At 72.8% G+C, this 26,527-nt stretch carries 24 protein-coding genes; 15 read left to right on the top strand and 9 right to left on the bottom strand.

What is annotated here, in order from left to right; all coding sequences use genetic code 11:
- Position 1 precedes the first annotated feature (1 nt).
- Together H596_RS21320 and H596_RS0112185 are read right to left on the bottom strand one after the other, a co-directional pair.
- Positions 2–1,351: a cytochrome ubiquinol oxidase subunit I gene (locus tag H596_RS21320; RefSeq protein WP_037301168.1), complete on the bottom strand. Its 1,350-nt coding sequence runs from the start codon at positions 1,349–1,351 to the stop codon at positions 2–4.
- A gap of 3 nt (positions 1,352–1,354) precedes the next feature.
- Positions 1,355–1,936 carry a GbsR/MarR family transcriptional regulator gene (locus tag H596_RS0112185; RefSeq protein WP_027285131.1) on the bottom strand — a complete coding sequence of 194 codons (582 nt, stop codon included), beginning with the start codon at positions 1,934–1,936 and terminating at the stop codon, positions 1,355–1,357.
- Positions 1,937–2,064: 128 nt separating this feature from the next.
- Here H596_RS0112185 and dnaG point away from each other — a divergent pair, with 128 nt between their 5' ends.
- From dnaG to H596_RS0112165, 4 genes are all read left to right on the top strand, one after another.
- Entirely contained in the window at positions 2,065–3,846 is a 1,782-nt protein-coding gene (gene dnaG / locus H596_RS0112180) for a DNA primase (RefSeq protein WP_027285130.1), read from the top strand.
- Between the two features lie 63 nt (positions 3,847–3,909).
- A complete protein-coding gene (gene rpoD, locus H596_RS0112175) occupies positions 3,910–5,817 on the top strand; it encodes an RNA polymerase sigma factor RpoD (RefSeq protein ID WP_027285129.1) in 1,908 nt (635 codons plus the stop codon).
- Complete coding sequence (locus H596_RS0112170) at positions 5,817–6,389, top strand: GNAT family protein (RefSeq protein ID WP_027285128.1); 573 nt, start codon at positions 5,817–5,819, stop codon at positions 6,387–6,389. Before rpoD ends, H596_RS0112170 begins: the two co-directional genes overlap by 1 nt.
- A 58-nt stretch (positions 6,390–6,447) precedes the next feature.
- A complete protein-coding gene (locus H596_RS0112165) occupies positions 6,448–8,166 on the top strand; it encodes a cation:proton antiporter domain-containing protein (RefSeq protein ID WP_027285127.1) in 1,719 nt (572 codons plus the stop codon).
- 292 nt (positions 8,167–8,458) lie between these two features.
- Here H596_RS0112165 and ubiG read toward each other — a convergent pair whose 3' ends face one another.
- The gene (gene ubiG, locus H596_RS0112160) at positions 8,459–9,181 is read right to left on the bottom strand and encodes a bifunctional 2-polyprenyl-6-hydroxyphenol methylase/3-demethylubiquinol 3-O-methyltransferase UbiG (RefSeq protein ID WP_037301164.1); all 723 of its coding nucleotides are present in this window, start codon (positions 9,179–9,181) and stop codon (positions 8,459–8,461) included.
- 79 nt (positions 9,182–9,260) lie between these two features.
- On the opposite strand from ubiG, the gene H596_RS0112155 reads away from it, so the two are divergent.
- The 4 genes from H596_RS0112155 (at position 9,261) to ispG (ending at position 13,867) form a co-directional block, all read left to right on the top strand.
- On the top strand, positions 9,261–10,478 hold the full coding sequence (locus H596_RS0112155; RefSeq protein ID WP_027285125.1) for an aspartate kinase: 1,218 nt from the start codon (positions 9,261–9,263) through the stop codon (positions 10,476–10,478).
- The gene (locus H596_RS0112150) at positions 10,471–11,517 is read left to right on the top strand and encodes an NAD(P)H-dependent flavin oxidoreductase (RefSeq protein WP_211225273.1); all 1,047 of its coding nucleotides are present in this window, start codon (positions 10,471–10,473) and stop codon (positions 11,515–11,517) included. The genes H596_RS0112155 and H596_RS0112150 overlap by 8 nt, the downstream gene beginning before the upstream one ends.
- A 63-nt stretch (positions 11,518–11,580) precedes the next feature.
- Complete coding sequence (locus H596_RS0112145) at positions 11,581–12,642, top strand: helix-turn-helix domain-containing protein (protein ID WP_027285123.1); 1,062 nt, start codon at positions 11,581–11,583, stop codon at positions 12,640–12,642.
- 64 nt (positions 12,643–12,706) lie between these two features.
- The gene (gene ispG / locus H596_RS0112140; protein ID WP_027285122.1) at positions 12,707–13,867 is read left to right on the top strand and encodes a flavodoxin-dependent (E)-4-hydroxy-3-methylbut-2-enyl-diphosphate synthase; all 1,161 of its coding nucleotides are present in this window, start codon (positions 12,707–12,709) and stop codon (positions 13,865–13,867) included.
- Positions 13,868–14,010: 143 nt separating this feature from the next.
- Here ispG and H596_RS23835 read toward each other — a convergent pair whose 3' ends face one another.
- From H596_RS23835 to pdxA, 4 genes are all read right to left on the bottom strand, one after another.
- Entirely contained in the window at positions 14,011–14,178 is a 168-nt protein-coding gene (locus H596_RS23835) for a hypothetical protein (protein WP_156910103.1), read from the bottom strand.
- Between the two features lie 336 nt (positions 14,179–14,514).
- Positions 14,515–14,682, bottom strand: coding sequence for a hypothetical protein (locus H596_RS23830; protein WP_156910102.1), 168 nt, complete (start codon positions 14,680–14,682; stop codon positions 14,515–14,517).
- 92 nt (positions 14,683–14,774) lie between these two features.
- A complete protein-coding gene (locus H596_RS0112125; protein ID WP_027285120.1) occupies positions 14,775–15,512 on the bottom strand; it encodes a pyridoxine 5'-phosphate synthase in 738 nt (245 codons plus the stop codon).
- Positions 15,509–16,477 carry a 4-hydroxythreonine-4-phosphate dehydrogenase PdxA gene (pdxA, locus tag H596_RS0112120; protein WP_027285119.1) on the bottom strand — a complete coding sequence of 323 codons (969 nt, stop codon included), beginning with the start codon at positions 16,475–16,477 and terminating at the stop codon, positions 15,509–15,511. Before pdxA ends, H596_RS0112125 begins: the two co-directional genes overlap by 4 nt.
- Before the next feature lie 74 nt (positions 16,478–16,551).
- Between pdxA and H596_RS0112115 the strand changes: the two genes are divergently transcribed.
- The 7 genes from H596_RS0112115 (at position 16,552) to H596_RS0112085 (ending at position 24,520) form a co-directional block, all read left to right on the top strand.
- Complete coding sequence (locus H596_RS0112115) at positions 16,552–18,381, top strand: extracellular solute-binding protein (RefSeq protein ID WP_027285118.1); 1,830 nt, start codon at positions 16,552–16,554, stop codon at positions 18,379–18,381.
- Between the two features lie 259 nt (positions 18,382–18,640).
- Positions 18,641–19,759, top strand: a complete 1,119-nt coding sequence (locus H596_RS0112110; RefSeq protein WP_027285117.1) for a microcin C ABC transporter permease YejB — start codon at positions 18,641–18,643, stop codon at positions 19,757–19,759.
- Between the two features lie 5 nt (positions 19,760–19,764).
- Positions 19,765–20,493 (top strand): DUF3891 family protein, encoded by a 729-nt coding sequence (locus H596_RS22965; protein WP_027285116.1) that lies wholly within the window; start codon positions 19,765–19,767, stop codon positions 20,491–20,493.
- The gene (locus tag H596_RS0112100) at positions 20,490–21,530 is read left to right on the top strand and encodes an ABC transporter permease (RefSeq protein ID WP_027285115.1); all 1,041 of its coding nucleotides are present in this window, start codon (positions 20,490–20,492) and stop codon (positions 21,528–21,530) included. Before H596_RS22965 ends, H596_RS0112100 begins: the two co-directional genes overlap by 4 nt.
- The gene (locus tag H596_RS0112095) at positions 21,527–23,146 is read left to right on the top strand and encodes an ABC transporter ATP-binding protein (protein WP_027285114.1); all 1,620 of its coding nucleotides are present in this window, start codon (positions 21,527–21,529) and stop codon (positions 23,144–23,146) included. Before H596_RS0112100 ends, H596_RS0112095 begins: the two co-directional genes overlap by 4 nt.
- Entirely contained in the window at positions 23,133–23,588 is a 456-nt protein-coding gene (locus tag H596_RS0112090; protein ID WP_051212893.1) for a hypothetical protein, read from the top strand. Before H596_RS0112095 ends, H596_RS0112090 begins: the two co-directional genes overlap by 14 nt.
- Positions 23,588–24,520: a 2-hydroxyacid dehydrogenase gene (locus H596_RS0112085; protein ID WP_027285112.1), complete on the top strand. Its 933-nt coding sequence runs from the start codon at positions 23,588–23,590 to the stop codon at positions 24,518–24,520. The genes H596_RS0112090 and H596_RS0112085 overlap by 1 nt, the downstream gene beginning before the upstream one ends.
- On the opposite strand, the gene H596_RS21310 is transcribed toward H596_RS0112085, so the two are convergent.
- Together H596_RS21310 and H596_RS21305 are read right to left on the bottom strand one after the other, a co-directional pair.
- Positions 24,521–24,925 carry a MarR family transcriptional regulator gene (locus H596_RS21310; RefSeq protein ID WP_084602734.1) on the bottom strand — a complete coding sequence of 135 codons (405 nt, stop codon included), beginning with the start codon at positions 24,923–24,925 and terminating at the stop codon, positions 24,521–24,523.
- A gap of 182 nt (positions 24,926–25,107) precedes the next feature.
- Positions 25,108–26,445: a leucyl aminopeptidase family protein gene (locus tag H596_RS21305; protein WP_084602732.1), complete on the bottom strand. Its 1,338-nt coding sequence runs from the start codon at positions 26,443–26,445 to the stop codon at positions 25,108–25,110.
- Positions 26,446–26,527: the final 82 nt, after the last annotated feature.

Raw genomic sequence — 26,527 nt, 5'->3', positions numbered from 1 at the left:
CTCACTCCGCGGGCTGGGCCTGGGGCCGGAAGGGCCCGGTGCGGACTTCCTGGCCCGCGCCGCCGCGCTTGCCCGCGAGGTGGTAGAGCGTGCCGATATAGGCCGCGAGCAGCACCGCGTAGATGGCGAGGTAGAGCGCGAGCGAGACGCCGATGCTGGCCGCCGGCACGGGCCCCGCGGCCTCGCCCGTGCGCAGGATGCCCGTGACGAGCCAGGGCTGGCGGCCGATCTCGGTGACATACCAGCCCGCGAGGGTGGCCACCCATCCCGAGAAGGTCATCGCCACCAGGGCGCGGGCCAGCCAGCGCCCGGGCTCGCGCCCGCGCCGCAGCGCGAAGGCCCCCCACCAGCCCACCAGCAGCATCAGCACGCCCATCCCCACCATGATCCGGAAGGCGTAGAAGACGGGCGCCACGGGCGGATGCTCGCCGATGAACTCGTTGAGGCCGCGCACCTCGCCCTCCCACTCATGGGTGAGGATGAGCGAGGCCATGTTGGGGATGGCGATCTCGAAGCGGTTGCTGCGGCTGGCCTCGTCGGGGATGGCGAAGAGGCGCAGGGCCGCGCCGCGCTCCGTCTCCCACACGCCCTCCATCGCCGCCACCTTCTGCGGCTGGTGCTTCAGCGTGTTCAGCCCGTGCAGGTCGCCCGCGAAGATCTGCACCGGGATGAGCACCGCGCCCAGCACCACGCCCGTGCGCAGCGCGGCCAGCACGCCGGGCGTGCGGTCCCCGCGCAGCCAGCGCCAGGCCGAGAGGCCGGCGATCAGGAAGGCGGCCGTCAGCCCCGAGGCGAGCAGCATGTGCGCCAGGCGGTAGGGCATGGAGGGGTTGAAGACGATGGCGAACCAGTCGGTCGCGTGCGCCACGCCCTCGCGCATCTCGAAGCCCGCGGGCGTGTGCATCCAGGAGTTCAGCACCAGGATCCAGAAGGCCGAGAGCGAGGTGCCCACCGCCACCAGCACCGTGGCGAGCGTGTGCAGCCAGTCCGGCACGCGGCGGTAGCCGAAGAGCATGATCGCGAGGAAGGAGGCCTCGAGGAAGAAGGCGGTGACGACCTCATAGGCCAGCAGCGGGCCCGCGATGTTGCCCACGCGCTCCATGAAGCCCGGCCAGTTGGTGCCGAACTGGAAGCTCATGGTCAGCCCCGAGACGACGCCGAGGGCGAAGCTGAGGGCGAAGACCTTCACCCAGAAGCGGTAGGCCTCCATCCACGCCTCGTCGCGCGTCGCGTTGAAGCGCAGCTTGAAGAAGAGCAGAAGCCAGCCCAGCGCGATGGTGATGGTGGGAAAGAGGATGTGGAAGGAGATGTTCGCGGCGAACTGGATGCGCGCGAGCAGCAGCGGGTCCATGGCTCAGCCTTCCTTCGCGGCGCGGCGCCGCGGCTTGCGGGTGACGATCTCCTGGAAGCGTTCCGTCGCCTCCAGCACGCGGGCGACGCGCCCGCCGAGCTTGAGCAGGGCGATCAGCCGCTCGTCCGGCAGTTTCTGGACATCGTCCATCCAGCCGGTGAGCAGCGAGATCACCTCGTAGAGGGACTGCATGCGCGCCTGGGCGTGCGCCTCCTCGGCGCTGGCGGGCCGCTGCATCAGCGTGTCGCGCAGCAAGGTGAGGGTGGGGTCCACCTCGCGCTTGCGGCGCTCCTCGGCGAGGATTCGCACGATCTGCCAGACATCCTCGGGCGTGGAGAAATGCTCGCGCCGGTCGCCCGGCAGGTGCTGCAGGCGCACCAGCCGCCAGGCCTCCAGCTCCTTCAGCCCCATGGAGACGTTGGAGCGGGAGAAGCCGAGCTTCTGCGCGATCTCGTCGGCCGGCAGGGGGCGCTCGGAGAGGAAGAGCAGGGCATAGATCTGCCCCACGGTGCGGTTGATGCCCCAGCGCGAGCCCATCTCGCCGAAGTGGAGGACGAAGGCGGCGGTGGCGGGAGGGAGGTCCATGGCTGAGCGTATGTTCAGCAATTTCTGAAAATTCAAGCCTGGCAGTCGGACTTTCCGCGAGCGTTCCGAAAATGGCAGGCCCGCATCCCCCGTCCGCCCGGCCGCCTCTCCTGCTACATGCCCAGACGATGGCCCTCCCTCCCGCCTTCCTCGACGAGCTGCGCGCCCGCACCCCCATGCCGGCGCTGGCCGCCCGGCGCGTGCGGCTCTCGAAATCCGGGCGGAACTGGAAGGGCCTCTGCCCCTTCCACAACGAGAAGACCCCCTCCTTCTACGTCTATGAGGACAGCTTCCACTGTTTCGGCTGCGGCGCGCATGGCGATGCCTTCGCCTGGCTCATGCGCTGCGAGGGGCTGGGCTTCATGGAGGCCGTCGAGCGGCTGGCCGCCGAGGCGGGGATGGAGCTGCCCAAACCCGGCCCCGAGGCCCGCGCCCGCGAACAGCGCGCGCGCGACCTGCACGCCGTGCTCGCCGCCGCCGAGGCCGCCTATCGCCGCCGCCTGACGAGCCCCGAGGGGGCGGAGGGCTTCGCCTATCTGCGCCGGCGCGGGCTGACGGAGGAGACCATCGCCCGCTTCGGCCTGGGCTGGTCCGGCGCGGGGCGCGGGGCGCTGGCGGCGGAGCTGCGCGAACAGGGCATCGAGCCCGCCCAGCTTGTCGAGGCCGGGCTGATGCAGCCGCGCGAGGAGGGGCCGCCCGTCGATCTCTTCTTCAACCGCGTGATGTTCCCCATCCGCGACCGGCGCGGCCGCACCATCAGCTTCGGCGGCCGCATCCTGGGCGATGGGCAGCCCAAATACGTGAACGGGCCGGAGACGGCGCTCTTCTCCAAGCGGCGCAACCTCTACGGCCTCGACCTGGCGCGCGAGGGCGTGTTCCGCGGCGCGCGGCTGCTGGTGGTCGAGGGCTACATGGACGTGATCGCGCTGCACCAGGCGGGCTTCGCCGGGGCGGTGGCGCCGCTGGGCACCGCACTCACGCCCGAGCAGCTCGAGGCGCTGTGGCGCATCAGCCCCGAACCCGTGCTCTGCTTCGACGGCGACGCGGCCGGGGCGCGGGCGGCGGCGCGCGCGGCCGAGGTGGCGCTGCCCCTGCTCAGCCCCGAGCGCACCCTGCGCTTCGCCACCCTCCCCGCCGGCGAGGACCCCGACACGCTCCTCGCCAGGCGCGGTCCGGCCGGGATGGAGGCGGTGCTGGAGGCGGCGCGGCCGCTGGCGGAGGCGCTCTTTTCCCTGATCGCCGGGGCGAAGCTGCCCGAGGGGCCGGAGGCGCGCGCGGCCATCCGCCACCGGCTGATCCAGGCGGCGCAGTCCATCCCGGATCGCGCCCTGGCCGCCGAGTTCCGCCGCGCCCTGCTCGACCGCTTCTTCGCGCTCTCCCGCCGCCCCGGCCCCGCCGCCGCCCCCCGCCACCCCCGCCCCGTGCCCGACGCCGAGGCCATCCGCGCCGAGCGGGCGCGCATCGTCATGGCCATCTGCCTCCGGCAGCCCGAGCTCCTGCCCGAGATCGAGGAGCCGCTGGCCCTGCTCGATTTTCCCGAGGGGCCGGCGAAGCAGGTCAGGGATGCCCTCCTCGCCTGGATTCGGCAGGCCGAACGCCTTGACTCGGCGGAGTTGATCGCCCACCTCGCCGATGGTCCGGCGGCGGAGGCCTGCGCCCTGGTGCTCAGGCCGGCCGGCCTGCCGCCGGAGGCCCGGCCGGGCGCGCAGCCCAAGGAGGCGCTGGACGCCTTCTGGCAGATGTTCGGCTTCCTGCGCGGCGAGGCGGAGCTCGTCGAGGACGCCCGGGCCGCTGCGGCGGCCCTGGCCGAGACGAATGACGCCGCGGCCCAGGCCCGGCTGATCCGCCTCACCGCGGCGCTGGACGCGCTGCGCCGGGGCGAGGTGGAGGATCTCTCCGCGGCGGGCTGACCCGCCCGCGGCGATGCACATAGGGTAGAGGGGGTTTCTCCCCCGGCAGCGACGGAGTGGCGCATGGCGAGCAAGACGGCGACGACGGGCGAGACGGCCGAGGCGCGCGAGGAAGCGGTCGAGGGCGCGCTGCTCGATGTCACCTCGGCCGCCGTCAAGAAGCTCATCGCCCGCGGCAAGGAGCGCGGCTACGTCACCTTCGACGAGGTGAACGCCGCCATGCCCGAGGGCCAGGTGAGCCCCGAGTTCATGGAGGACACGCTCTCCTCCCTCTCCGAGGCCGGCATCAACGTCGTCGAGGCCGAGCAGGACGACGAGGAGGCCGCCCAGAAGCCCGCCAAGGCCGAGGACGCCGAGGAGGACGAGGAGGGCGGCGGCAATGTGGACGAGGAGAGCCTCGGCCGCACCGACGACCCCGTGCGCATGTATCTGCGCGAGATGGGCAGCGTGGAGCTGCTCTCGCGCGAGGGCGAGATCGCCATCGCCAAGCGCATCGAGGCCGGCCGCGACATGATGATCGGCGGGCTCTGCGAGAGCCCGCTCACCTTCAAGGCGATCGTCGCCTGGCACGATGCGGTCAAGGAAGGCCGCATGCTGCTGCGCGACGTGATCGACCTCGAGGCCACCGCCAACGCCGACAACCCCGACGGCGCGCCCGCCGAGCCCGAGGAGTTCGAGGAGGGCGAGGAAGGGGAGGGTGTGGGGCTTTCCCTCTCCGCCCTCGAGGAGAAGCTGAAGCCCGAGGTGCTGGCCAATTTCGAGGCCATCCAGGCAGCCTACGCCAGGCTGCAGAAGCTCTCCACCAAGCGCATGGACGCCTACGCCCAGGGCGGCGAGCTCGGCGGGCGCAGCGAGAAGACCTACGAGAAGCAGCGCCAGGAGCTGGTGGCGCTGGTGGAGAAGGTGCACCTCCACAACAACCGCATCGAGGAGCTGGTGGACCAGCTCAAGCAGCTCAACCGCAAGCTGAACACGCTGGACGGGCAGGTGCTGCGCCTCGCCGAGAGCTTCAAGGTGAAGCGCGAGGAGTTCCTCGAGCAGTGGAAGGGCAGCGAGCTCGATCCCGCCTGGCTGGACCGGGTGGCCAAGCTCAAGTCCAAGGCCTGGCAGGCCTTCGCCGCGCGCGGGCGCGAGGAGCTGGAGGCGATCCGCACCGAGATCGCCGCCATCGCCGCGGCCACGGGGCTGCCCATCTCCGAGTTCCGCCGCGTCTATGCGACCGTCAGCCGCGGCGAGCGCGACATGAACCAGGCGAAGAAGGAGATGATCGAGGCGAACCTGCGCCTCGTGATCTCCATCGCCAAGAAATACACCAACCGCGGCCTGCAGTTCCTGGACCTGATCCAGGAGGGCAACATCGGGCTGATGAAGGCGGTGGACAAGTTCGAATACCGCCGCGGCTACAAGTTCTCGACCTACGCCACCTGGTGGATCCGCCAGGCCATCACGCGCTCGATCGCGGACCAGGCGCGCACCATCCGCATCCCCGTGCACATGATCGAGACGATCAACAAGCTGGTGCGCACCTCGCGCCAGATGCTGCACGAGATCGGCCGCGAACCCCAGCCCGAGGAGCTGGCCGAGAAGCTCGGCATGCCGCTCGAGAAGGTGCGCAAGGTGCTGAAGATCGCGAAGGAGCCGATCAGCCTCGAGACCCCCATCGGCGACGAGGAGGACAGCCACCTCGGCGACTTCATCGAGGACAAGAACGCCGTCATCCCGCTCGACGCCGCGATCCAGTCCAACCTGCGCGAGGCGACGACGCGCGTGCTCGCCTCGCTCACGCCGCGCGAGGAGCGCGTGCTGCGCATGCGCTTCGGCATCGGCATGAACACCGACCATACCCTCGAGGAGGTCGGCCAGCAGTTCAACGTCACGCGCGAGCGCATCCGCCAGATCGAGGCCAAGGCGCTGCGCAAGCTCAAGCACCCCTCGCGCTCGCGCAAGCTCCGCAGCTTCCTCGAAACCTGATGTGGACGGCCGAGCCCTCCACCCTGGTCGCGGTGGAGGTCACCTTCATGCGGATGGACGCGCCGCCGCCGCCGGGCCAGCCCGCGCTGCCGGATGGCTGGCGCGTCACCCGCCTCAGGCCGCGCTGCTCGGTGCAGCAGTATCGCCGCCTCTATGACGGGGTGGGCCGCGACTATGTGTGGTGGCTGCGCCGCAGCCTCTCGGATGCCGAGCTCGACGAGGTGCTGGCCGAGCCCACGCTCAGCGTCCATGTGCTGCACGACCCCGCGGGGCGCGAGGCCGGCTTCTACGAGCTGGACCGCCGCCCGCGCGGCGTCATCAACCTCGCCTATTTCGGGCTGATGCCGGGGGCGATCGGGCAGGGCCTCGGCATGGCCTTCCTGCACCACGCCATCGCCGCCGCCTGGGCCGAGGGGCCTTCGGCGCTGACGGTGAACACCTGCACGGCCGATCATCCGCGCGCCCTGCCCAACTATCTCAAGGCGGGCTTCCGGGTGCTGCGCGTGGTGCGCGAGGAATGGCCCATCCCCGACCGGCTGGGCCTGCCCATCCCCGATCGCCTGAAGGTTTGACGCGCCCCGCCGCTTGCGGCACCTCCGGCCAGAGGGGTGGGGAGAGCGCGCGAAAGCCATGGTGGCCGCCGAGTTGCGCGAGGTGGTGGTGTTGCTGGGCGCCACCGGGCTGGTGGCGCTGGCCTGCCACCGCGCGCGCATCAGCACCGTGCTGGGCTTCCTCGCCGTCGGGCTGCTGATCGGCCCGCACGGGCTGGGCGCGCTGGCGCCGGAGGGCTCCTGGGCGGGGCTGCTGGTGCTGCGCCAGACGGAGGGGATGAAGCTCGCCGCAGAGCTCGGCGTCGCCTTCCTGCTGTTCATGATCGGGCTCGAGCTCTCGCTGGAGAGGCTGTGGCGCATGCGCGGGCTCGTTTTCGGCCTCGGCGGCGCGCAGGTGGGGCTGACGGCGGCCGTCATCGCCGCCCTGGCCTGGGGCATGGGCCATGCGCCCGCGGCGGCGGTGGTGCTGGGGGCGGGGCTTGCCCTTTCCTCCACCGCCATCGTCGTGCAGCTCCTCGCCGAGCGCGGGCGGCTGGGCACGCCCACCGGGCGTGCGGCCTTCGCGGTGCTGCTGTTCCAGGATCTGGCGGTGGTGCCGGTGCTGCTGCTGGTGGGGCTGCTCGGAGCCGCCGGGGTCGCGGCGCCCAGCGGCGGCGAGATCGCGGCCGACGTGCTGCTGGCGCTGGGCAAGGCGGCGCTGGCCATCATGCTCATCGTGCTGGCGGGGCGGCTCGTGATGCGCCCGCTGCTGCGCGCCGTGGCGGCGACCGAGAGTCGCGAGGCCTTCCTGGCGGCGGTGCTGCTCGCCGCCATCGGCACCGCCATCGCCACCGAGGCGGCGGGGCTCTCCCTCGCGCTCGGCGCCTTCCTGGCGGGGGTGCTGCTGGCCGAGACGGAGTTCCGCGCCCAGGTCGCGGTGGATCTGGAGCCTTTCAAGGGGCTGCTGCTCGGCGTCTTCTTCGTCAGCGTGGGGCTGATGATCGACCTCGGCGCGGTGGCGCGCGCCCCGCTCGCCCTCGCCGGCACGGTGGCGGGCCTCGTCCTTGTGAAGGCGGCGCTGCTGTATGCGCTGATGCGCGCCTGGGGCGAGCGGCGCGAGGTGGCGGCCGAGGCGGCGCTGCTGCTCGGCCAGGGGGGCGAGTTCGGCTTCATCGTCGTCGCGCTGGCCGCCTCGCTCGCCGTCCTGCCGCCGGAGACGGCGCAGTTCGCCGCCATCGTGGTGGCGCTGACCATGCTGGCCACGCCCGCGCTGGCCGGCCTGGGCCGGCGACTCGGCGCGCGGCTCGCGCCGCCGGGGCAGGGCGAGGCCCCCGCGCCCGAGGCCGATGAGGGGCTGCGCGACCATGTCATCATCGTGGGCTATGGCCGGGTGGGGCGGCTGGTGGGCGAGGTGCTGGACGGCCAGCGCGTGCCGCATGTGGCGCTCGATCGCGACGCGGCGCGGGTGGCGGCGCTGCGCCGGCAGGGCGCGGCCGTCTGGTATGGCGAGGCGACGCAGGTGGAAATCCTGGCCCGCCTCGGGGCCGCCCGCGCCGCGCTGCTGGTGGTGACGGTGAACGACGCCGCGCAGGCCCGCGCCCTGGTGGCCGCCGCGCGCCAGGGCTTCCCGCGCCTGCCCATCCTCGCCCGCGTGCGCGACGAGGCGCATGCGCGCGAGCTCTGCGCCGCCGGGGCGAGCGATGTGGTGCCCGAGGTGCGCGAGGCCGCGCTGCTGCTGGGCGAGGCGGCGCTGCTGCGCCTCGGCGTTCCGGAGGAGGCGGCGCGCGCGGTGGTGGCGGAGCGGAGGGGGGTGCGGTGAGGCGGGCGGGGCTGACGTCGCGGCCATGACACCGGCGGCCGCCGGGCTGATACGGTCGGCATCACATGCCGACCGTATCGCGCGCAGGGTTGGTGTGGCGGCTGCGCGCCAAAACAGAAGCATACCAGCGGCCGCACCGGCTCCTCAGGAGTCGAAATCAGCGGCCGCTGGTATGAGTTACCCACCGGCGGTCCCCACCCGCCGTGGATGAAACTGTGGCACTATGGTTTGGGTGGTGGCGAGGTCGGCATGCCGATGGTGCGCCAGAGCCCGCGTGTCAGTTTCTGTCTAGCTACCGCCGCCCTGCCATCAGGTAGTTCACCCCCACGTCGCGCGTGACGGCGAAGCCCTCGCGCAGGCTGGGCGAGAGTCCCGCCACCTCCTCCACCACCAGCCCCGCCCCGCGCATCAGCGCGCCGAGCTCGGCGGGGCGGAGGAAGAGGCGGAACTCATGCGTGCCCGGGGGCAACCAGCGCAGCAGGTATTCCGCGCCGAGCTTCGCTGTCAGCCAGGCGCGCGGCGTGCGGTTGAGGGTGGAGAGGATCACCTGCCCCCCCGGCCGCACGGCGCGGGCGAGGGCGGCGAGGAAGCCCGGCCGCTCGGCGGGCGGCACATGCTCGATGACCTCCAGCGCCAGCACCGCGTCGAAGCCCGTCTCCCCCAGCGTCTCCGGCGTGCCCTCGCGGTAGTCCACCGCCACCCCGGCGGCGGCGGCATGGGCGCGTGCGGCCTCCAGCGCGGCCCCGGCGGCGTCGAGCCCGGTGACGGCCGCCCCGCGCCGGGCGAGCCATTCCGAGGCGAGCCCCGCCCCGCAGCCCACATCCAGCACCCGCAGGCCCTCGAGCGGGCCGAGGCGCGCGGCGATCCAGCCCATGCGGGCGGGATTCATGGCGTGCAGCGGGGCCATGGGCCCGCGCGGGTTCCACCACTCGGCGGCCAGCGCGTCGAATTTCGCCACCTCCGCCGCGTCGGCGCTGGCCCCCGTGGCGGGGGGCCGGTTGTCTCGCCCGTCCATGCCCGGTATCTGACCCGCCCTTGAGGCCCCCGCAAGGCCCGCATCCCGGGGTCAGGAGCGCGAGGGGCCAGGATCGTTGATGGCACGCATCGTGATGAAGTTCGGCGGCACCTCCGTCGCCGATCTCGACCGCATCCGCAACGTCGCCGCCCGCGTGAAGCGCGAGGTGGAGGCCGGCCACCAGGTGGCCGTCGTCGTCTCCGCCATGGCGGGCGCGACCAACCAGCTCGTAAAATGGTGCCAGGACCTCTCGCCCCTGCACGACGCGCGCGAATACGACGTGGTGGTGGCCACCGGCGAGCAGGTGACGATCGGCCTGCTCGCCATCGCGTTGCAGGCCATCGGCGTGGAGGCGCGCTCCTGGATGGGCTGGCAGATCCCCATCCGCACCGACGCCGCGCACGGCAAGGCGCGCGTCGAATCCATCGAGGGGGCGGAGCTGATCCGGCGCATGGAGCAGGGCCAGGTGCCGGTGGTGGCGGGCTTCCAGGGCATCGAGCCCGCGCGCAACCGCGTCACCACCCTCGGCCGCGGCGGGTCGGACCTCTCGGCGGTGGCGCTGGCCGCCGCGCTGAAGGCCGACCGCTGCGACATCTACACCGATGTGGACGGCGTCTACACCACCGACCCGCGCATCGTGCCGCGGGCGCGCAAGCTCGAGCGGATTTCCTACGAGGAGATGCTGGAGCTCGCCTCGGTGGGCGCCAAGGTGCTGCAGACGCGCAGCGTCGAACTCGCGATGAAGGAGCGCGTGCGGGTGCAGGTGCTGTCCTCCTTCGAGGACAAGCCGGGCTCGCTCGTGGTGGATGAGGACGAGATCATGGAAAAGCCCATCGTGTCGGGCATCGCCTATTCCCGCGACGAGGCGAAGGTGACGCTGCGCCGCGTGCCCGACCGGCCGGGCGTGGCGGCGAAGGTGTTCGGCCCCCTCTCGGCCGCGAACGTGAACGTGGACATGATCGTGCAGAACATCGGCGCGGACGGCTCCACCGACATGACCTTCACCGTGGGCCGGGCGGACCTGCCGCGCGCGACCGACATCCTCGAGAAGGCGCGCGCCGAGCTCGGCTACGAGGCGCTGATCGCCGATCCGGACGTGGCGAAGATCAGCGTCGTGGGCATCGGCATGCGCACCCATGCGGGCGTGGCCTCCACCATGTTCCGGGCGCTGGCGGAGAAGGGCATCAACATCCAGGTCATCTCCACCTCCGAGATCAAGGTCAGCGTGCTCGTCGCGGCCGACTACACCGAGCTCGCGGTGCGCGCGCTGCACACGGCCTATGGCCTCGATGCCTGAGGCGCCGCCCGCGATCCCCGAGGCCGCCTTCGCCGCGCTCGATGCGCTGATGGCGCGGGGCGCGGCCTTCCTGGGCGCGCGCCACGCCATTCTGGGCGGTGCGATGTCCTGGGTGAGCGAGCGCAACCTCGTCGCCGCCCTCTCCAACGCGGGGGCCTTCGGCGTGATCGCCTGCGGGGCAATGGCGCCCGAGCGGCTGGCCGAGGAGATCGCCGCCACGCGGGCGCTCACCGCGCGCCCCTTCGGCGTGAACCTCATCACCCTGCACCCGCAGCTCGAGGCGCTGGTGGACGTCTGCCTCGCCGCGGGGGTGTCGCACATCGTCTTCGCGGGCGGCATCCCGCCCGGGGCGGCGATGAAGCGCGCCAAGGACGGGGGGGCGAAGGTGATCTGCTTCGCCCCGGCGCTGGCGCTGGCGCGGAAGCTGATCCGCGGCGGGGCGGATGCGCTGGTCATCGAGGGCAGCGAGGCGGGCGGACACATCGGCCCCGTCAGCCTCAACGTGCTCGCGCAGGAAATCCTGCCGCATGTGCGCGAGGTGCCGGTCTTCGTCGCCGGCGGCATCGGCCGGGGCGAGGCGATCCTCGCCTATCTCGAGATGGGGGCGGCGGGGGCGCAGCTCGGCACGCGCTTCGTCTGCGCCACCGAGAGCATCGCGCACCCGAACTTCAAGCGCGCCTTCATCCGCGGCGCGGCGCGCGACGCGCTTCCCTCGGTGCAGCTCGACGAGCGCTTCCCGGTCATCCCCGTGCGCGCCCTGCAGAACGAGGGCACCAAGCGCTTCATGGCCCATCAGGCCGAGGTGCTGCGCCGCTTCCAGGCCGGCGAGCTGACGCGGGAGGCCGCGCAGCTCGACATCGAGCATTTCTGGGCGGGGGCGCTGCGGCGCGCGGTGATCGAGGGCGATGTGGAGAACGGCTCGCTGATGGCCGGCCAGAGCGTGGGGATGGTGACGCGCGAGCAGCCGGCGGCCGAGATCGTGGCGGAGCTGATCGCCCAGGCCGCGGCGGCGCTGGCCGCCCGCCGGTGCGGCCCATGACGGTTCCGCGCCGCGCCCATTGCGCGCTTGGCCCCGCGGGGGGCTTGCTCTAACCATGGCCGCGTGTTCGAGGACATGAAGCGTTTCCGCACCCCCGAGGCCCCGCCGGTGGACGCCGCGCGGCTGGGCGAGGAGCTGCGCGACGCGCGGCTCGCCCTCGGCGCCTCCATCGAGGACATGGCGGCCCAGCTCCGCATCCGGCGCGTCTATCTCATCGCGCTGGAGGAGGGGCGGCTGAAGGATCTGCCCTCGCCCGCCTACGCCATCGGCTTCGTGCGGAACTATGCGGGCGCGCTCGGCCTCGACGTGAACGACATGGTGCGCCGCTTCCGCGAGGCGGCCTCCGGAAAGCGGCAGGATCTGGTCTTTCCCGAGCCGGTGCCCGAGCGCGGCTTCCCCGCCGGTGTGCTGGTGCTGCTGGGGGCGGCGGTGGCCATCGGCAGCTACATCACCTGGTACAACTGGACCGGCTCGGGCGACCGGACGGTGGACGCAGTGCCCCCCCCGCCGCCGCGCCTCGAGAGCGCGGTGCGCGAGGGCGAGGCGCTGCGCCCGGAGGGGCCCGCCGCCCCCGTGCCGCAGGCCGCCGCCCCGCCCAGCCCCAGCCTGCCCGTGCCCACCCCGGTTCCCGTGCAGGTGCCGCCGCCGCCCGCGCCCGCCCCCGCCCAGCCCTCGGCCCCGGCCCCCGGCGAGGGGCGCATGGTGATCCGCGCCAAGGGCGAGGCCTGGGTGCAGGTGCGCGACCCGCGCGCGAACCAGAACCTGCTCGCGCGGGTGATGCGGCCGGGCGAGAGCTGGACCGTGCCCGCCGACCGCACGGGGCTGCTGCTCTCCACCGGCGCGGCCCAGAACATCGACGTGCTGGTGGATGGGCAGGTCTCGCAGGTCTTCGCCGCCACCCAGGGGGTGCGGCGCGACGTGCCGCTCAACCCGGCCGAGCTGCGCAACCGGCCCGCGCCGCCGCCCTCGCCCGCGCCGCCGCCCGCCGCCGCGCCCGCGCCGGCCGCCGCACGGCCGCCCGCCGCCCCCCCGGCCCCGCCCGCGGCCGCCCCGCCCGCGCCGGCGCGGCTGCAGCCCGCCCCGGCGCCCGCCCCCGCCGGCGCGCCGCCGATGGGGCGGCCCTGACGCCGCCGCTTGGGGCGCGCCCCCCGCGCGGCCTATATTCCCGACGCCACGCCCGAGGGATTTCATGAGCTACCGCCCCTACCAGCACATCGCCCGCCGCAAGTCCCGCCAGATCCGGGTGGGCAAGGTGCTCGTCGGCGGCGACGCGCCGATCAGCGTGCAGACCATGACCAACACGCTGACCTCGGACGCCGCGTCCACCATCGCGCAAATCCGCCGCTGCGAACTCGCGGGGGTGGACATCGTGCGCGTCTCCTGCCCCGACGAGGAGAGCACCGCGGCGCTGCGCGAGATCGTGCGCGAGGTGAACGTGCCCATCGTGGCCGACATCCACTTCCACTACCGCCGCGCCATCGAGGCCGCCGAGGCCGGTGCCGCCTGCCTGCGCATCAATCCGGGCAATATCGGCAGCCCCGAGCGCGTGAAGGAGGTGGTGAAGGCCGCGAAGGACCACGGCTGCGCCATCCGCATCGGCGTGAACGCGGGCAGCCTGGAGCGGCACCTGCTCGAGAAATATGGCGAGCCGAACCCCGAGGCGCTGGTGGAATCCGCCCTCTGGCACGCCGACCACCTGCTGCAGAACGACTTCCATGAGTTCAAGATCAGCGTGAAGGCCTCCGACGTGTTCCTCGCGGTTGCGGCCTACACCCAGCTTGCCGAGGCCTGCGACCACCCGCTGCACATCGGCATCACCGAGGCGGGCGGGCGGCGCACCGGCACGGTCAAGAGCGCGATCGGCCTCGGCAACCTGCTCTGGGCCGGCATCGGCGACACCATCCGCGTCTCCCTCTCCACCGAGCCGGAGGAGGAGGTGCATGTGGGCTGGGAAATCCTGAAGGCGCTGCACCTCAGGCACCGGGGCGTGAAGATCGTCTCCTGCCCCTCCTGCGCGCGGCAGGGCTTCGACGTGGTGAAGACGGTGGCGATGCTGGAGGAGCGCCTCGCGCACATCGAGCAGCCCGTGACGCTCTCGATCATCGGCTGCGTGGTGAACGGCCCGGGCGAGGCGCTGATGACCGACATCGGCCTCACCGGCGGCGGGGCCGACAAGCACATGGTCTATGCCGCCGGCAAGCAGGACCACACCACCACCACCGAGGAGATGGTGGACCATCTGGTGGAGCTGGTGGAGCGCCGCGCCGCGCTGCTGAAGGCCGAGGCGGAGGCGAAGGCGGCCGCGGAGAAGGCGGCGAAGGCCGCCGCCATGGCGCCGGCGGCGGAGTAGGCGGCCCGCCGCGGGCGGTGCCGGGCGTGCCGGCCCTGCTCGCCGCCCGGCCACCGCGCGCCGGTGCGGCGGCCGCGCCGCCTTTTCGGGAGCGACGGCAAGCGGCCGCCGGCACGATACGGGCGGCGGTCAGGCCGGACCGATCAGAACCCGAAGCCGGCCAGCCAGAAGATGAACATCATCGCGCCCAGGCCCATGGCGCCCTGCGCCAGATAGCTGCCGAGCGAGGCCGGGGCGTTGTCGTATTTGCGGGTGCGCGCGGGGGCCTTGAGGGTCCGGGCGGGGCGCAGGCTGCTCGAGGTCGGGGTCATGGCGGTGGCTCTCTCCTCTGGCCGATCCTGGCCCCCGCCTCGCAAATCCCGCGCCGGAGGCCGGGCGCCATGCCAGGCGCGCAGAAATTTGATTCGCATGGCTTTTTGGCGCGATCCGCGCGGCGCCCCCGCTCGCCTTCGGCAAGGCCCTGCAAAATGCAACGCGGGCTTCCAGAGCGGCCGGGATGTGCGGTGGGCGTCCTGCCGGAACGCATGGCGCCCGCCGCGGGCCCGGGGCCCGATCCGCTTGCGCGGATGCCCCGGGGTGACGGCGGGCGCCTGTTCTCGCGCGCCCCGGAGCGATGCCCCGCCCGGCGACGCGCGGCGAAGCCGTGCCTAGGAGCCGAAGCCCGCGAGCCAGAAAATGAACATCATGAACAGCATCCCCGCCGCGCCCTGCAGGATGTAGGTCGGCAGCGGCGTCTGCGCCTCGGCATAGCGCCGTGTGCGGGCCTGGGCCTTGGGCGTCCGGTCGAGGCGTGGGGGCTGTGTCGGCTGGGTCATCCCGGCATGCTGGCGGAGAAAGCTTGACGCGCGGTGAACAGCCACCGCCGTGCCGGCCGGCAGGACGCGGTCGGCCTCGCAGGCCGCCCGGATCACCCCCCGCGCGCGGTCCGGATCAGCCCGCGCATGCGCGCCACCGCCCCGGGGAACCCCTCGGCCAGCGCCGCCCCCACCAGGAAATGCCCGATGGAGACCTCGCAGATCTCGGGGATCGCCGCCACGGGCCCGATCGTCTCGAAGGAGAGCCCGTGCCCCGCATGCACCGCGAGGCCGAGCCCCGCCGCCACCCGCGCGCCCTCCGCGAGCCGCGCGACCAGCGCCGGGCGCGCCTCGGGCGCCGCGTCCGCATAGCTGCCGGTGTGCAGCTCCACCGCCTTGGCGCCGAGCCGCGCGGCGGCCTCGATCTGCGCCGCGTCCGGCTCCACGAAGAGGCTCACCTCCGTCCCCTGCGCGGCCATGCGCGCGATGGCCTCGGCGAGGAAGGGCCCGGCGCGCAGCACGTCGAGCCCGCCCTCGGTGGTCAGCTCCTCGCGCTTCTCCGGCACGAAGCAGCAGGCGGCGAGGCCCCGGGGAGAGCGCGCCAGGCTCTCGGCGATGCCCACCATCTCCGGGGTCGCGGCCATCTCGAAGTTGAGGCGCGTGCGCAGCTCCGCGTGCAGGCGGCGCACATCGGCGTCGCGGATGTGGCGGCGGTCCTCGCGCAGGTGGAAGGTGATGCCCTCGGCCCCCGCATCCAGGCAGAGTTGCGCCATCGCCACCGGGCAGGGATGCGCGCCGCCGCGCGCGTTCCTCAGCGTGGCGACATGGTCGATGTTGACGGACAGCCTCATGGCGTGCGGCTCCGGGTCTCTGCGAGGCTCTGGGCGAAGCGCAGCGCGGCGATCAGGCTCTCCGGCCCGGCCACGCCGCGCCCGGCGATGTCGAGCGCGGTGCCGTGGTCGGGGCTGGTGCGGATGATGGAGAGCCCGAGCGTCACGTTCACCCCGCCCGCCATGTCCAGCGTCTTGACCGGGATGAGCGCCTGGTCGTGGTAGAGGCAGATGGCGGCGTCGTAGCGCGGGCGCATGGCGGCGGTGAACAGCGTGTCGGGCGGGTGCGGGCCGGTGGCCGCGATGCCCTCGGCGCGCAGCAGGGCGATGGCGGGGGCGACGATGCGGCCCTCCTCGTCGCCCAGCGTGCCGTTCTCGCCCGCGTGCGGGTTGAGGCCCGCGACGGCGAGGCGCGGGGCGGCGATGCCGAAATCCCGCCGCAGCGCCGCATGGGCCACCCGGGCGTGCTCCGCGATCAGCCCCGGCGTGAGGCGCGCGATGGCCTGGCGCAGCGGCTCATGCACCGTCACCGGCACCACGCGCAGCCCGGGGCAGGCCAGCATCATCACGGGCGGCACGCCCGTGCCGGCCAGCGCGCCCAGGAACTCGGTGTGGCCGGGATGGGGAAAGCCCGCGGCCGTCAGCACGGATTTCTGGATCGGGTTGGTCACCACGGCACCCACCGCGCCCGATCTCGCCAGCGCCACCGCCTCCTCGATGGCGGCGATCACGGCGGGGGCGGTGGCCGGGCTCGGCCGGCCCGGGGTGGCGGAGGCGGGCAGGGGGCGGTGCAGCACGGGCAGCGCCGTGGGGAAGGCGCGCGCGGCCTGCTCGACCGATTCGACGCACGCCACGGGAACCCCCGCGACCAGCCCCGCATCGCCCAGGAAAAGAAAGGCCGGCCCGCCCGCGCGGAGCGCCCTCCAGGCCTTGGCGGCGATCTCCGGGCCGATCCCGGCGGGCTCGCCCATGGTCAGCGCCAGCATGGGGGCGGTGTAGCAGCCGCCCGCGCCGCCGGAAACGGTTGCCGCCGCGCGCCCGCGCCCCCAATGTCAGGGGCATGAAGCGCCGCGACCTCTTCGCCGCCGGGGTGGGCCTCGTCGCCTTCTCCGGCCGGGCCATGGCCCGGCAGGGCACGATCCGCACCCACGCCCTCTCGCTGCTGGGCGAGCCGGCGTTGCCCCCCGGCTTCGCCCATTGGCCCTGGGTGAACCCGCATGCGCCCAAGGGCGGCGAGGTGGCGCTGACCGCCATCGGCAGCTTCGACAGCTTCAACGGCTTCATCCTGCGCGGCACCCCGGCGGTGGGCCTCGTCAACCTCTACGACTCGCTGCTGCAGGAGAGCGCCGACGAGGCGAGCACCGAATACGCGCATGTGGCGGAGGTGGTGGAACTCCCGGCCGACCGCATGGGCGTCTCCTTCGAGCTGCGCGAGGGCGCGCGCTGGCACGACGGCCGGCCCATCACCGCCGAGGACGTGGCCTTCACCTTCAACACGCTGCGCAGCCAGGGGCGGCCCTTCTACCGCGCCTACTGGTCGGACGTGAGCGAGGTTCTCGCCGAATCGCCCCGCCGCGTGACCTTCCGCTTCCGCACCAACGAGAACCGCGAGCTCGCGCTCATCCTCGGCCAGATGCAGATCCTGCCGCGGCATTTCTGGGAGGGGCGGGAGTTCGCGCGCCCCTCGCTCGACATCCCGCTCGGCTCCGGCCCCTATCGCCTGGAGCGATTCGAGCCTGGCCGCACCGTGATCTACCGCCGCGTCGAGGACTACTGGGCGCGCGACCTCAACACCCGGCGCGGCCAGCACAACTTCGACGCGATGCGTTACGAGTATTTCCGCGACGTGACGGTGGCCTTCGAGGCCTTCAAGGCCGGGCAGATCGACTTCCGCACCGAGAACATCGCGCGCAACTGGGCCACCGGCTACGATTTCCCGGCCGCGCGGCGCGGCCTCGTGCGGCGCGACGAAATCCGCCACGAACTGCCCACCGGCATGCAGGCCTTCGTGGTGAACCTCCGCCGCCCGCTGTTCCAGGACGCCCGGGTGCGCCAGGCGCTGATCGAGGTGTTCGACTTCGAGTGGCTGAACGCCAACATCTTCAACGGGCTCTACAACCGCACCACGAGCTTCTTCTCCAACTCGGAACTCGCCTCCTCCGGGCTGCCCACCGGGCGCGAGCTCGAAATCCTGCAGCGCTTCCGCGGCCGCATCCCGGAGAGCGTCTTCACCACCGAGCACCGCCTGCCCGTCACCGACGGCTCGGGCAACAACCGCGAGGGGGCGCGCCGGGCGCTCGCCCTGCTGCGCGAGGCGGGCTGGACGGTGCGCGACCGGCGCCTCGTCAACGCCCAGGGGCAGCGCTTCAGCTTCGAAATCCTGCTCAACGGCGCGAGCTTCGAGCGCATCGCCCTGCCCTATGTGCAGTGGCTGGAGCGCCTGGGCATCGAGGCGCGCGTGCGCACGGTGGACCCCGCGCAATACCAGGTGCGCATCGACGCCTTCGACTACGACATGACCGTTGACGTGATGGGCCAGTCCCTCTCGCCCGGCAACGAGCAGCGCGACTACTGGACCTGCGAGAAGGCCCGCCAGAACGGCAGCCAGAACGTGGCCGGCATCTGCGACCCGGTCATCGACGAACTCGTGGAGCTCCTCATCACCGCGCCCGACCGCGAGGAACTCATCCACCGCACCCGCGCGCTGGACCGCGTGCTGCTGCACCACCACTTCGTCATCCCGCAATGGCACAACCGCCGCTTCTGGATCGCCTTCTGGGACCGCTTCGGCCGGCCCGAACGCAACCCGCGCTACGGCCTCGGCTTCGACTCCTGGTGGATCGACCCCACCCGCGACCGCGCCCTCGCGGAAGCACGGCGCGGACTGTGATCCTCCGGGCCGGCTGCACCGGCGAGGGGGCGCTGCCCCCTCGCGCTCCCCCGCCAGGGAACTTGTTCCCTGGACCCATGATCGTTGGTGGGATGTGGAGGGAGGGGCATGGCGCGCGCTTCTCCTCAGACGCATCCGTGACGCCCCTCCCTCCACATCCCACAAGGTTCCGAGGGGTCCGGGGACCAAAAGTCCCCGGCGGGAGGGTGCGGGAGGGCGGCGCCCTCCCGCTGGCGCATCGCCCCGGAGATCGCCGCCCGTGACCGCCTATCTGCTGCGGCGGTTGTTGCTGGTGGTGCCGACGCTGCTCGGGATCATCCTCATCAACTTCGCTGTGATCCAGTTCGCGCCGGGCGGGCCTGTGGAGCAGATGCTGGCCGAGCTGCGTGGCGAGGGCGACACGATGGGCCGGCTGACGGGCGAGGGGCCTGGCGAGGTGCGTCCGCCCCAGCAGCCCGGGCTTTCGGCCGGTGGCGGGGGCGGGGAGGGGCCGCGCGGCGCCTATCGCGGCGCGCGGGGTCTCGATCCCGCCATCGTGGCCGAGATCGAGCGCGCCTTCGGCTTCGACAAGCCCTGGCATGCGCGGCTTGCGGAGATGCTGCGCGGCTATCTCACCTTCGACCTCGGCCGTTCCCTGTTCCGCGACCGGCCGGTGTGGGATCTGGTGGTGGAGAAGCTGCCCGTCTCCATCTCGCTCGGGCTGTGGTCCACGCTGATCATCTACCTGATCTCCATTCCGCTCGGCATCCGCAAGGCGGTGCGCGACGGGTCGCGCTTCGATCTCTGGACGAGCGCGGTGGTGCTGGTGGGCTATGCGATCCCGGGCTTCCTCTTCGCCGTGCTGCTGGTGGTGCTCTTCGCCGGCGGCAGCTTCCTGCAATGGTTCCCGCTGCGGGGGCTCGCGAGCTCGGGCGCGGAGGCCTGGCCCTTCTGGCAGCGCGCGCTGGACTACGCCTGGCACATCACCCTGCCCACGCTGACGCTGGTGATCGGCGGCTTCGCGGGCCTCACCATGCTGACCAAGAACTCCTTCCTCGAGGAGATCAACAAGCAATATGTGCTGACGGCGCGCGCCAAGGGCGCGACGGAGCGCCGCGTGCTCTACGGCCATGTGTTCCGCAACGCGATGCTCATCATCATTGCGGGCTTCCCGGCGGCCTTCATCGGCATCCTGTTCACCGGCGCGCTGCTGGTGGAGATCATCTTCTCGCTGGACGGGCTCGGCCTGCTCGGCTTCGAGGCAGCGATCCGGCGGGATTATCCGGTGATGTTCGGCACGCTCTACATCTTCACCCTGCTGGGGCTTCTCATGCAGATCGTGAGCGACTTCACCTACACGCTGGTGGATCCGCGGATCGACTTCGAGGCGAGGAGGTAGGCGGTTTGATCCTCTGGCCGCAGGAGGATGGCTCCGTCCTCGCCACGCCCCAGCCCGCGCATGCGCTGATCGCGGGGCAGCTCATGCGCGCGCTGGCCGAACGGCCCGAGCCCTTCGAGGCGGTGTGCACCGCCGCCGCCCAGCACGATTGCGCCTGGATGCCCTGGGAGCAGGCGCCGGAGTTCGACCCGGCGACCGGCCTGCCGCGCCACTTCAACGCCCTTTCGGGCGCGGAGCATGTGCCGATGTGGGAGAAGGGCGTGGAGGCCGCGCTGGCCAACTGGGGGCTCTGGGTGGGGCTGCTCGTCCTGCTGCACGGCACGCACATCTACCGCATGGGCATCCTCGGCAACCGCATGGCCCCCGCGCCCGAGAGCCGCGCGGCCATGGAGGGCTACATCGCGCGCGAGAGGGCGTGGAGCGCCGGGATCATGGCGCGCCTCGGCGTGAGCGAGGCCGAGGTGCGCCCGCAGCAGCGGAAGCTCGCGCTCGTGGACGGCATCGCGCTCGGCCTGTGCTGGGGCCAGCCGCGCTTCGACTGCGCGGGCGCCACGCTGATACGCACCGGCCCCTTCGCCGCCACGCTCGACCCCTGGCCGCTCGCGCCGGCGGCGCTGGTGGTGGAGACGGAGGCGCTGCGCCTGCCCGGCCGCTTCGCCGATGCGGCGGCCATGCGGGCGGGCCTCGCGGCCGCCCCGCGCGAGACGCTGCGCTTCCGCCTCGCCCGCGCATGAGCCTCTCGCCCATCACGCAGCGCCGCCTCGCGAATTTCCGCGCGAACCGGCGCGGCATGGTCTCGCTGTGGATCTTCGGCCTGCTCTTCCTCCTCACCCTCTTCGCGGAGGTGATCGCAAATGACCGGCCGCTGCTGGCGCGGGTGGAGGGCAGGTGGTTCTTCCCCATCCTCGTCGAGTACGCGGAGAGCGACGTGGTGGAGAACGGGCTGCCCACCCGCGCCGACTGGAAGGACCGCGACTTCCAGGCCGACATCGCGGCCGCGGGCGGCTGGATGGTCTGGCCGCTCATTCCCTTCAGCCACGCCACCATCGTGCGGGACCTGCCCACCCCCGCGCCCTCGCCGCCCTCCGCGCGCAACTGGCTCGGCACCGACGACCAGGCGCGCGACGTGCTGGCCCGCGTGATCTACGGCTTCCGCATCTCGGTGCTGTTCGGCTTCACGCTGACCATCGCGGCCTCTCTCATCGGCATCGCGGCGGGGGCGGTGCAGGGCTATTACGGCGGGCTGACGGACCTGCTCTTCCAGCGCTTCATCGAGATCTGGTCGGGCATGCCGCAGCTCTTCCTGCTCATCATCCTGGCCTCCGTGATCGAGCCCTCCTTCTGGACGCTGCTCGTCTTCCTGCTGCTCTTCTCCTGGATGGGGCTGGTGGGGGTGGTGCGCGCGGAGTTCCTGCGCGGGCGCAACCTCGACTATGTGCGCGCGGCGCGCGCGCTCGGCGTCTCGGATGCGCGGCTGATGGCGAGCCACATCCTGCCCAACGCGATGGTGGCCACCCTCACCTTCCTGCCCTTCATCCTCTCGGGCAGCGTCACCGTGCTCGCCTCGCTCGACTTCCTGGGCTTCGGGCTGCCGCCCGGCTCGCCTTCGCTGGGCGAGCTGCTGAGCCAGGGGAAGAACAACCTCCAGGCCCCCTGGCTCGCCTTCACCGGCTTCATCGTGCTGGGCGGCGTGCTGACGCTGCTGATCTTCATCGGCGAGGCGGTGCGCGACGCCTTCGACCCGCGCAAGCTGCCCGGAGGCGCGCGATGAGCCTGCTCAGCGTCGAGAACCTCGCCGTCGCCTTCCGCGGCCGGCGCGTGGTGGAGGGCGTCTCCTTCCGCGTCGAGGCGGGGGAGACGGTGGCGCTGGTGGGCGAATCGGGCAGCGGGAAATCCGTCACCGCGCTCTCCCTCCTGCGCCTCCTCTCCGCCGCCGGCAGCAACCCCGAGGGGCGCATCACGCTCGACGGCGTGGAGGTGCTGACGGCGGGCGAGGCCGAGCTGCGACGGCTGCGCGGCGGCGTGGCCGGCATGGTGTTCCAGGAGCCGATGACCTCGCTCAACCCGCTGCACACGATCGGCCGGCAGGTGGGCGAGGCGATCACGCTGCACCGCCCCCTGCGCGGCGAGGCGCTGCGCGCGGAGGTGATCGAGAAGCTGCGCCGCGCCGGGCTGCCGAATGCGGAGGAGCGGCTCGGCGCCTATCCGCACCAGCTCTCGGGCGGGCAGCGCCAGCGCGTGATGATCGCGGCGGCGCTGGCCAATGATCCGAAGCTGCTCATCGCCGACGAGCCCACCACCGCGCTCGACGTCACCATCCAGGCGCAGATCCTGGAGCTGCTGGCCGATCTCAAGCGCCGCCTCTCCATGGCGATGCTGCTCATCACCCATGACCTCACCATCGTGAAGCGCCACGCCGACCGCGTGGTGGTGATGAAGGACGGGCGGGTGGTGGAGCAGGGCGGGGTGGCGCGCGTCTTCGCCGCGCCCGAGCACCCCTACACGCGCATGCTGCTGGCCACCGAGCCCAAGGGCCGGCCCGCCCCCGTGCCCGCCGAGGCGGCGGAGCTGCTGCGCGCCGAGGATGTGCGCGTCCATTTCCCCATCCGCCGCGGCCTGCTGCGCCGGACGGTGGGATACGTGAAGGCGGTGGACGGCGTGCGCCTTTCGGTGCGCGAGGGCGAGACGCTCGGCCTCGTGGGCGAGAGCGGCTCGGGCAAGACCACGCTCGGCCTCGCCCTGCTGCGGCTGGAGGCCAGCGAGGGCGCGATCCGCTTCGAGGGGCGCGATCTGCAGGGCCTCTCGCGCGCCGCGCTGCGCCCGCTGCGCGCGCGGATGCAGATCGTCTTCCAGGACCCCTACGGCTCGCTCTCGCCGCGGATGAGCGCGGGCGAGATCGTGGGGGAGGGGCTGACGGTGCACGCGCCCTCGCTGCCGCCGGCCGAGCGCGCGGCGCGGGTGGCCGAGGCGCTGGCCGAGGTGGGGCTCGATCCCGCCATGGCCGGGCGCTACCCGCACGAGTTCTCGGGCGGGCAGCGCCAGCGCATCGCCATCGCCCGCGCCCTGGTGCTCAAGCCGCGCCTCGTGGTGCTGGACGAGCCGACCTCGGCGCTCGACGTCAGCGTGCAGGCGCAGGTGGTGGAGCTGCTGCGCGAGCTGCAGGCGCGCCATCGGCTGGCCTACATCTTCATCTCGCACGACCTGCGCGTGGTGCGCGCCATGGCGCACCGCATCGCGGTGATGCGCGCGGGCCGCATCGTCGAGGAAGGCGAGGCCGAGGCCCTTACCTCCGCGCCGCGCGAGCCCTATACGCGCGCCCTGATGGCCGCCGCCTTCGAGCTGCGCGCCGAGGAACAGGGCCCGACGGAACGAGATGCAAGCGGCTGAGGCGAGACACCCCTGGGAGGGCGAGGAGCTGGAACGCCTGCGCGACCTGCTGGACCAGGGGCGGGTGAAGCTCGGCGTGCACATCCGCAAGATGAACTCGCCCGGCAGCCCGGTCTATCGCTATGGCGAGAACATCTGGCCCGCCGCGCTGATCCTGACGTCGAGCTTCCTCGCCACCGCGCTCGTGCATTTCTACCTGGGCGCGGCGGTGCTCGCCGTCGGCTGCTGGTGGTGGATCGCGAAGGTGCTGCCGCGGGTGAAGGATGGCGTCTTCGACCGCAGCGCCGCCTATGCGCTGGCCGACCCCGCGCGCTTCGACCTGCTCTGGTCGCGCGGCGTGCTGAGCCTCTACGCGAAGCTGCCCGACGGCGCGGAGCGGGTGGCGACGCGCCGCGACGACTGGCGCGCCTATGTCCGCTCCTTCCACGAGGACACGCCCTGATGGCCGTTCTGCTCTCCACCAAGGCCGCGACCATGCAGGCCTGGAAGGCCGCGCTGCTGGCGGTGGACCCGAGCCTCGACATCCGCCTCCACCCCGATGCCGGCGATCCGGCCGAGATCGAGGCCGCCGTGTGCTGGACGCAGCACGACATGGCGGAGCTGCGCCGCTATCCGAAGCTGCGGCTGCTCGTCTCCATGGGCGCGGGGGTGGACCATCTGCTCCGCCCGCCCGGGCCCCCGCCCGGCGTGCCGGTGGCGCGGCTCAAGGATGCGCGGCTCACCCAGGGCATGACAGAGTGGGTGCTGCTGAACGTGCTGCGCTTCCACCGGCAGGACCTGGAATACCGCGCCCAGCAGGCAGCGCGCCTGTGGGAGGAGCTGCCCGCGCCGGACACGGCGAAGCGCCGCGTGGGCATCCTCGGCCTGGGCGAGCTGGGCGGGGCGGCGGCCGATGCGCTCCGCGCCCTCGGCTTCCCGGTGATGGGCTGGACGCGCAGGCCGCGCCGGCGCGAGGGGGTGGAATGCTTCCATGGCGCCGAGGGGCTCTCGGCCATGCTGGCGCGGACGGACATCCTGGTCTGCCTGCTGCCGCTGACGCCCGAGACGCGCGGCGTGATCAACGCGCGCAGCCTCGCCCTGCTGCCGCGCGGGGCCTTCGTGATCAACGCCGCGCGCGGCGGGCATGTGGTGGCGGAGGATCTGCTGGCCGCCCTCGATTCCGGGCACATCGCCGCCGCCGCGCTCGACGTGTTCGAGCCCGAGCCCCTGCCGGCCGATCACCCCTTCTGGGGCCATCCGCGCGTGCTGGTCTGGCCGCACGCGGCGAGCATCACCATCCCGGAGAGCGCGGCGCCCCAGGTGGTGGAGAACATCCACCGCGCGCGCGAGGGGCGGCCGCTCATCAACCTGGTGGATTTCGCGGCCGGCTACTGATCAGGCGTAGCGGACGGAGGGCTCCAGCTCCTCGCCCATGGTCTCGGGCAGGGGCATCTCGCTGATCACGCCCTCCGCCTCGGCCATGGTGGTGCGCAGGTCGCGCAGGAACACGGCCCCCTTGAGCGTGCGCTGCACCAGCACCGAGCGGCGGTCCATCGGGTCCACCTTGCGGCGGGCGAGGTCGAGCTCGCCCAGCCTGTCCAGCGCGCGGGTGATGGCGGGCTTGGAGACGTTCAACTCCTGCGCCAGGCCGCGCACCGTATGCGGCCCCGGGCTGAGATAGACGGTGAGAAACACGGCGAGCTGCCGTGCGGAGAGGTCGGGCCCGTCCCGGCGCACCAGCGCGACGATGGTGTCGCGCAGCACCCCCACCAGATGATCGGGGTTGTTGGGGTTCGACATGGCTTCCTTCCTTCTTGCCGCGGGACAGATCGGCGCGGAGCCGCCCGGCCTGCCGCGGAGGATGACATTCCCGACGTCACAGATGGGGATGTCATCGCCGCCGATTAGGGCCTATCCGGAGAGGAATTGCAAGAAATTCATGTGATGAGACCCTTGAGAAAGGCGTTACGTTTTCCCAACGGTCACGCCATCCCGAGGTGACCCAGCACCCCCTGGCGCAGGGCGCGCAGCCCGGTGGCCTCTCCGCCCTCGGGCCGGCCGGGCCGGCTGCTGTCATTCCAGGCGTACAGGTCGAGGTGTCCCCACGGAATGTCGTTCGGAACGAAGCGCTTGAGGAACAGCCCCCCGATGATGGCCCCGGCCATGGGCTTGCTCGCCACGTTCGAGAGATCGGCCACGCCGCTGTCCAGCCAGCTCTCGTAGCCCGGGTGGAGCGGCAGCCGCCACAGCGGCTCGCCCGCCGCGCGGCCGCCCGCCAGGAGCGACTCGGCCAGCGCCTCGTCATTGGCGAAGAGGGCGGGGAGGTCCGGCCCGAGCGCGACTCGGGCCGCGCCGGTCAGCGTCGCCGCGTCCAGGATCAGGCGCGGGCGTCGCTCGGCGGCATGCGCCAGCAGGTCGGCCAGCACCAGCCGGCCCTCGGCGTCGGTGTTGCCGATCTCCACCGTCAGCCCCTTGCGCGTGGGGATCACGTCCAGCGGGCGCATGGCGCCGCCGCTGACGCTGTTCTCCACCGCGCCGACCAGCAGCAGCAGGCGCAGCGGCGCGCGCAGCGCCATCAGCGTCTCGGCGAGGCCGATCATCACCGCCGCGCCGCCCATGTCCTTCTTCATGCGCAGCATGGCGGAGGAGGGCTTGAGGTCGAGCCCGCCCGTGTCGAAGCACACCCCCTTGCCGCAGAGCGCGAGCAGCGGGGCCTCCTCCTCGCCCCATTCCAGCAGGGCGACGCGCGGGGCGCGCGGGCTGCCGCGCCCCACGGCGGCCAGGGCGGGGTAGCCGCGCTCCAGCGCCTCGCCCTCGATCAGGCTCACGCGCGCGCCGTGCTCCGCGCCGAGCGCCTGCACCGCGGCGGCGAGCTCGGCCGGGCCCAGATGGTTGGCGGGCGTGTTGATCAGGTCGCGCACGCGCCAGATCGCCGCGGCCTCCACGAGCTCCGCCTCGCGCCCGGCGGGCGGGATGAGGCGCGCGCGCGCCGGGCCGGGCGCGCGGAACCGCTCGAAGCGGTAGGCGCCGAGGCAGAAGCCGAGCAGCGCGCCCTCCGGCGCGGGCTCCGCGAAGCGCCAGCTCCGGGCGGGAAGGGCGGTGGCCAGCGCGCCATAGCCGAAATGGCTCTCCGGCCGCCCGAAGATCGCCCCCGTCAGCCCTTCGCCGTCGGTGAGCAGCGCGAGCTCGCCAGGCTTGGCCGCGAAGCCGCTCGCGCGCGCCAGCCCCGCGCCGGGCAGCGCCTCCCAGGCCCCGGGGGTGACGACATGGATGGGGAGCGCCTCGGCGCTCTCGGGGGCGAGGCAGGGCAGGGCGGGCAAGGCGGGACTCCTCGGCGGCGGGGCCGCGCATGCTGCCGCGCGCGCGCCGCGCCTTGAAGGGGGGCGCGCCCTTGCCGCCCGC

The organism is Rubritepida flocculans DSM 14296 (genome assembly GCF_000425365.1).
GTDB lineage: Bacteria > Pseudomonadota > Alphaproteobacteria > Acetobacterales > Acetobacteraceae > Roseococcus > Roseococcus flocculans.
This window is presented reverse-complemented; position numbering and strand designations above follow the sequence as displayed.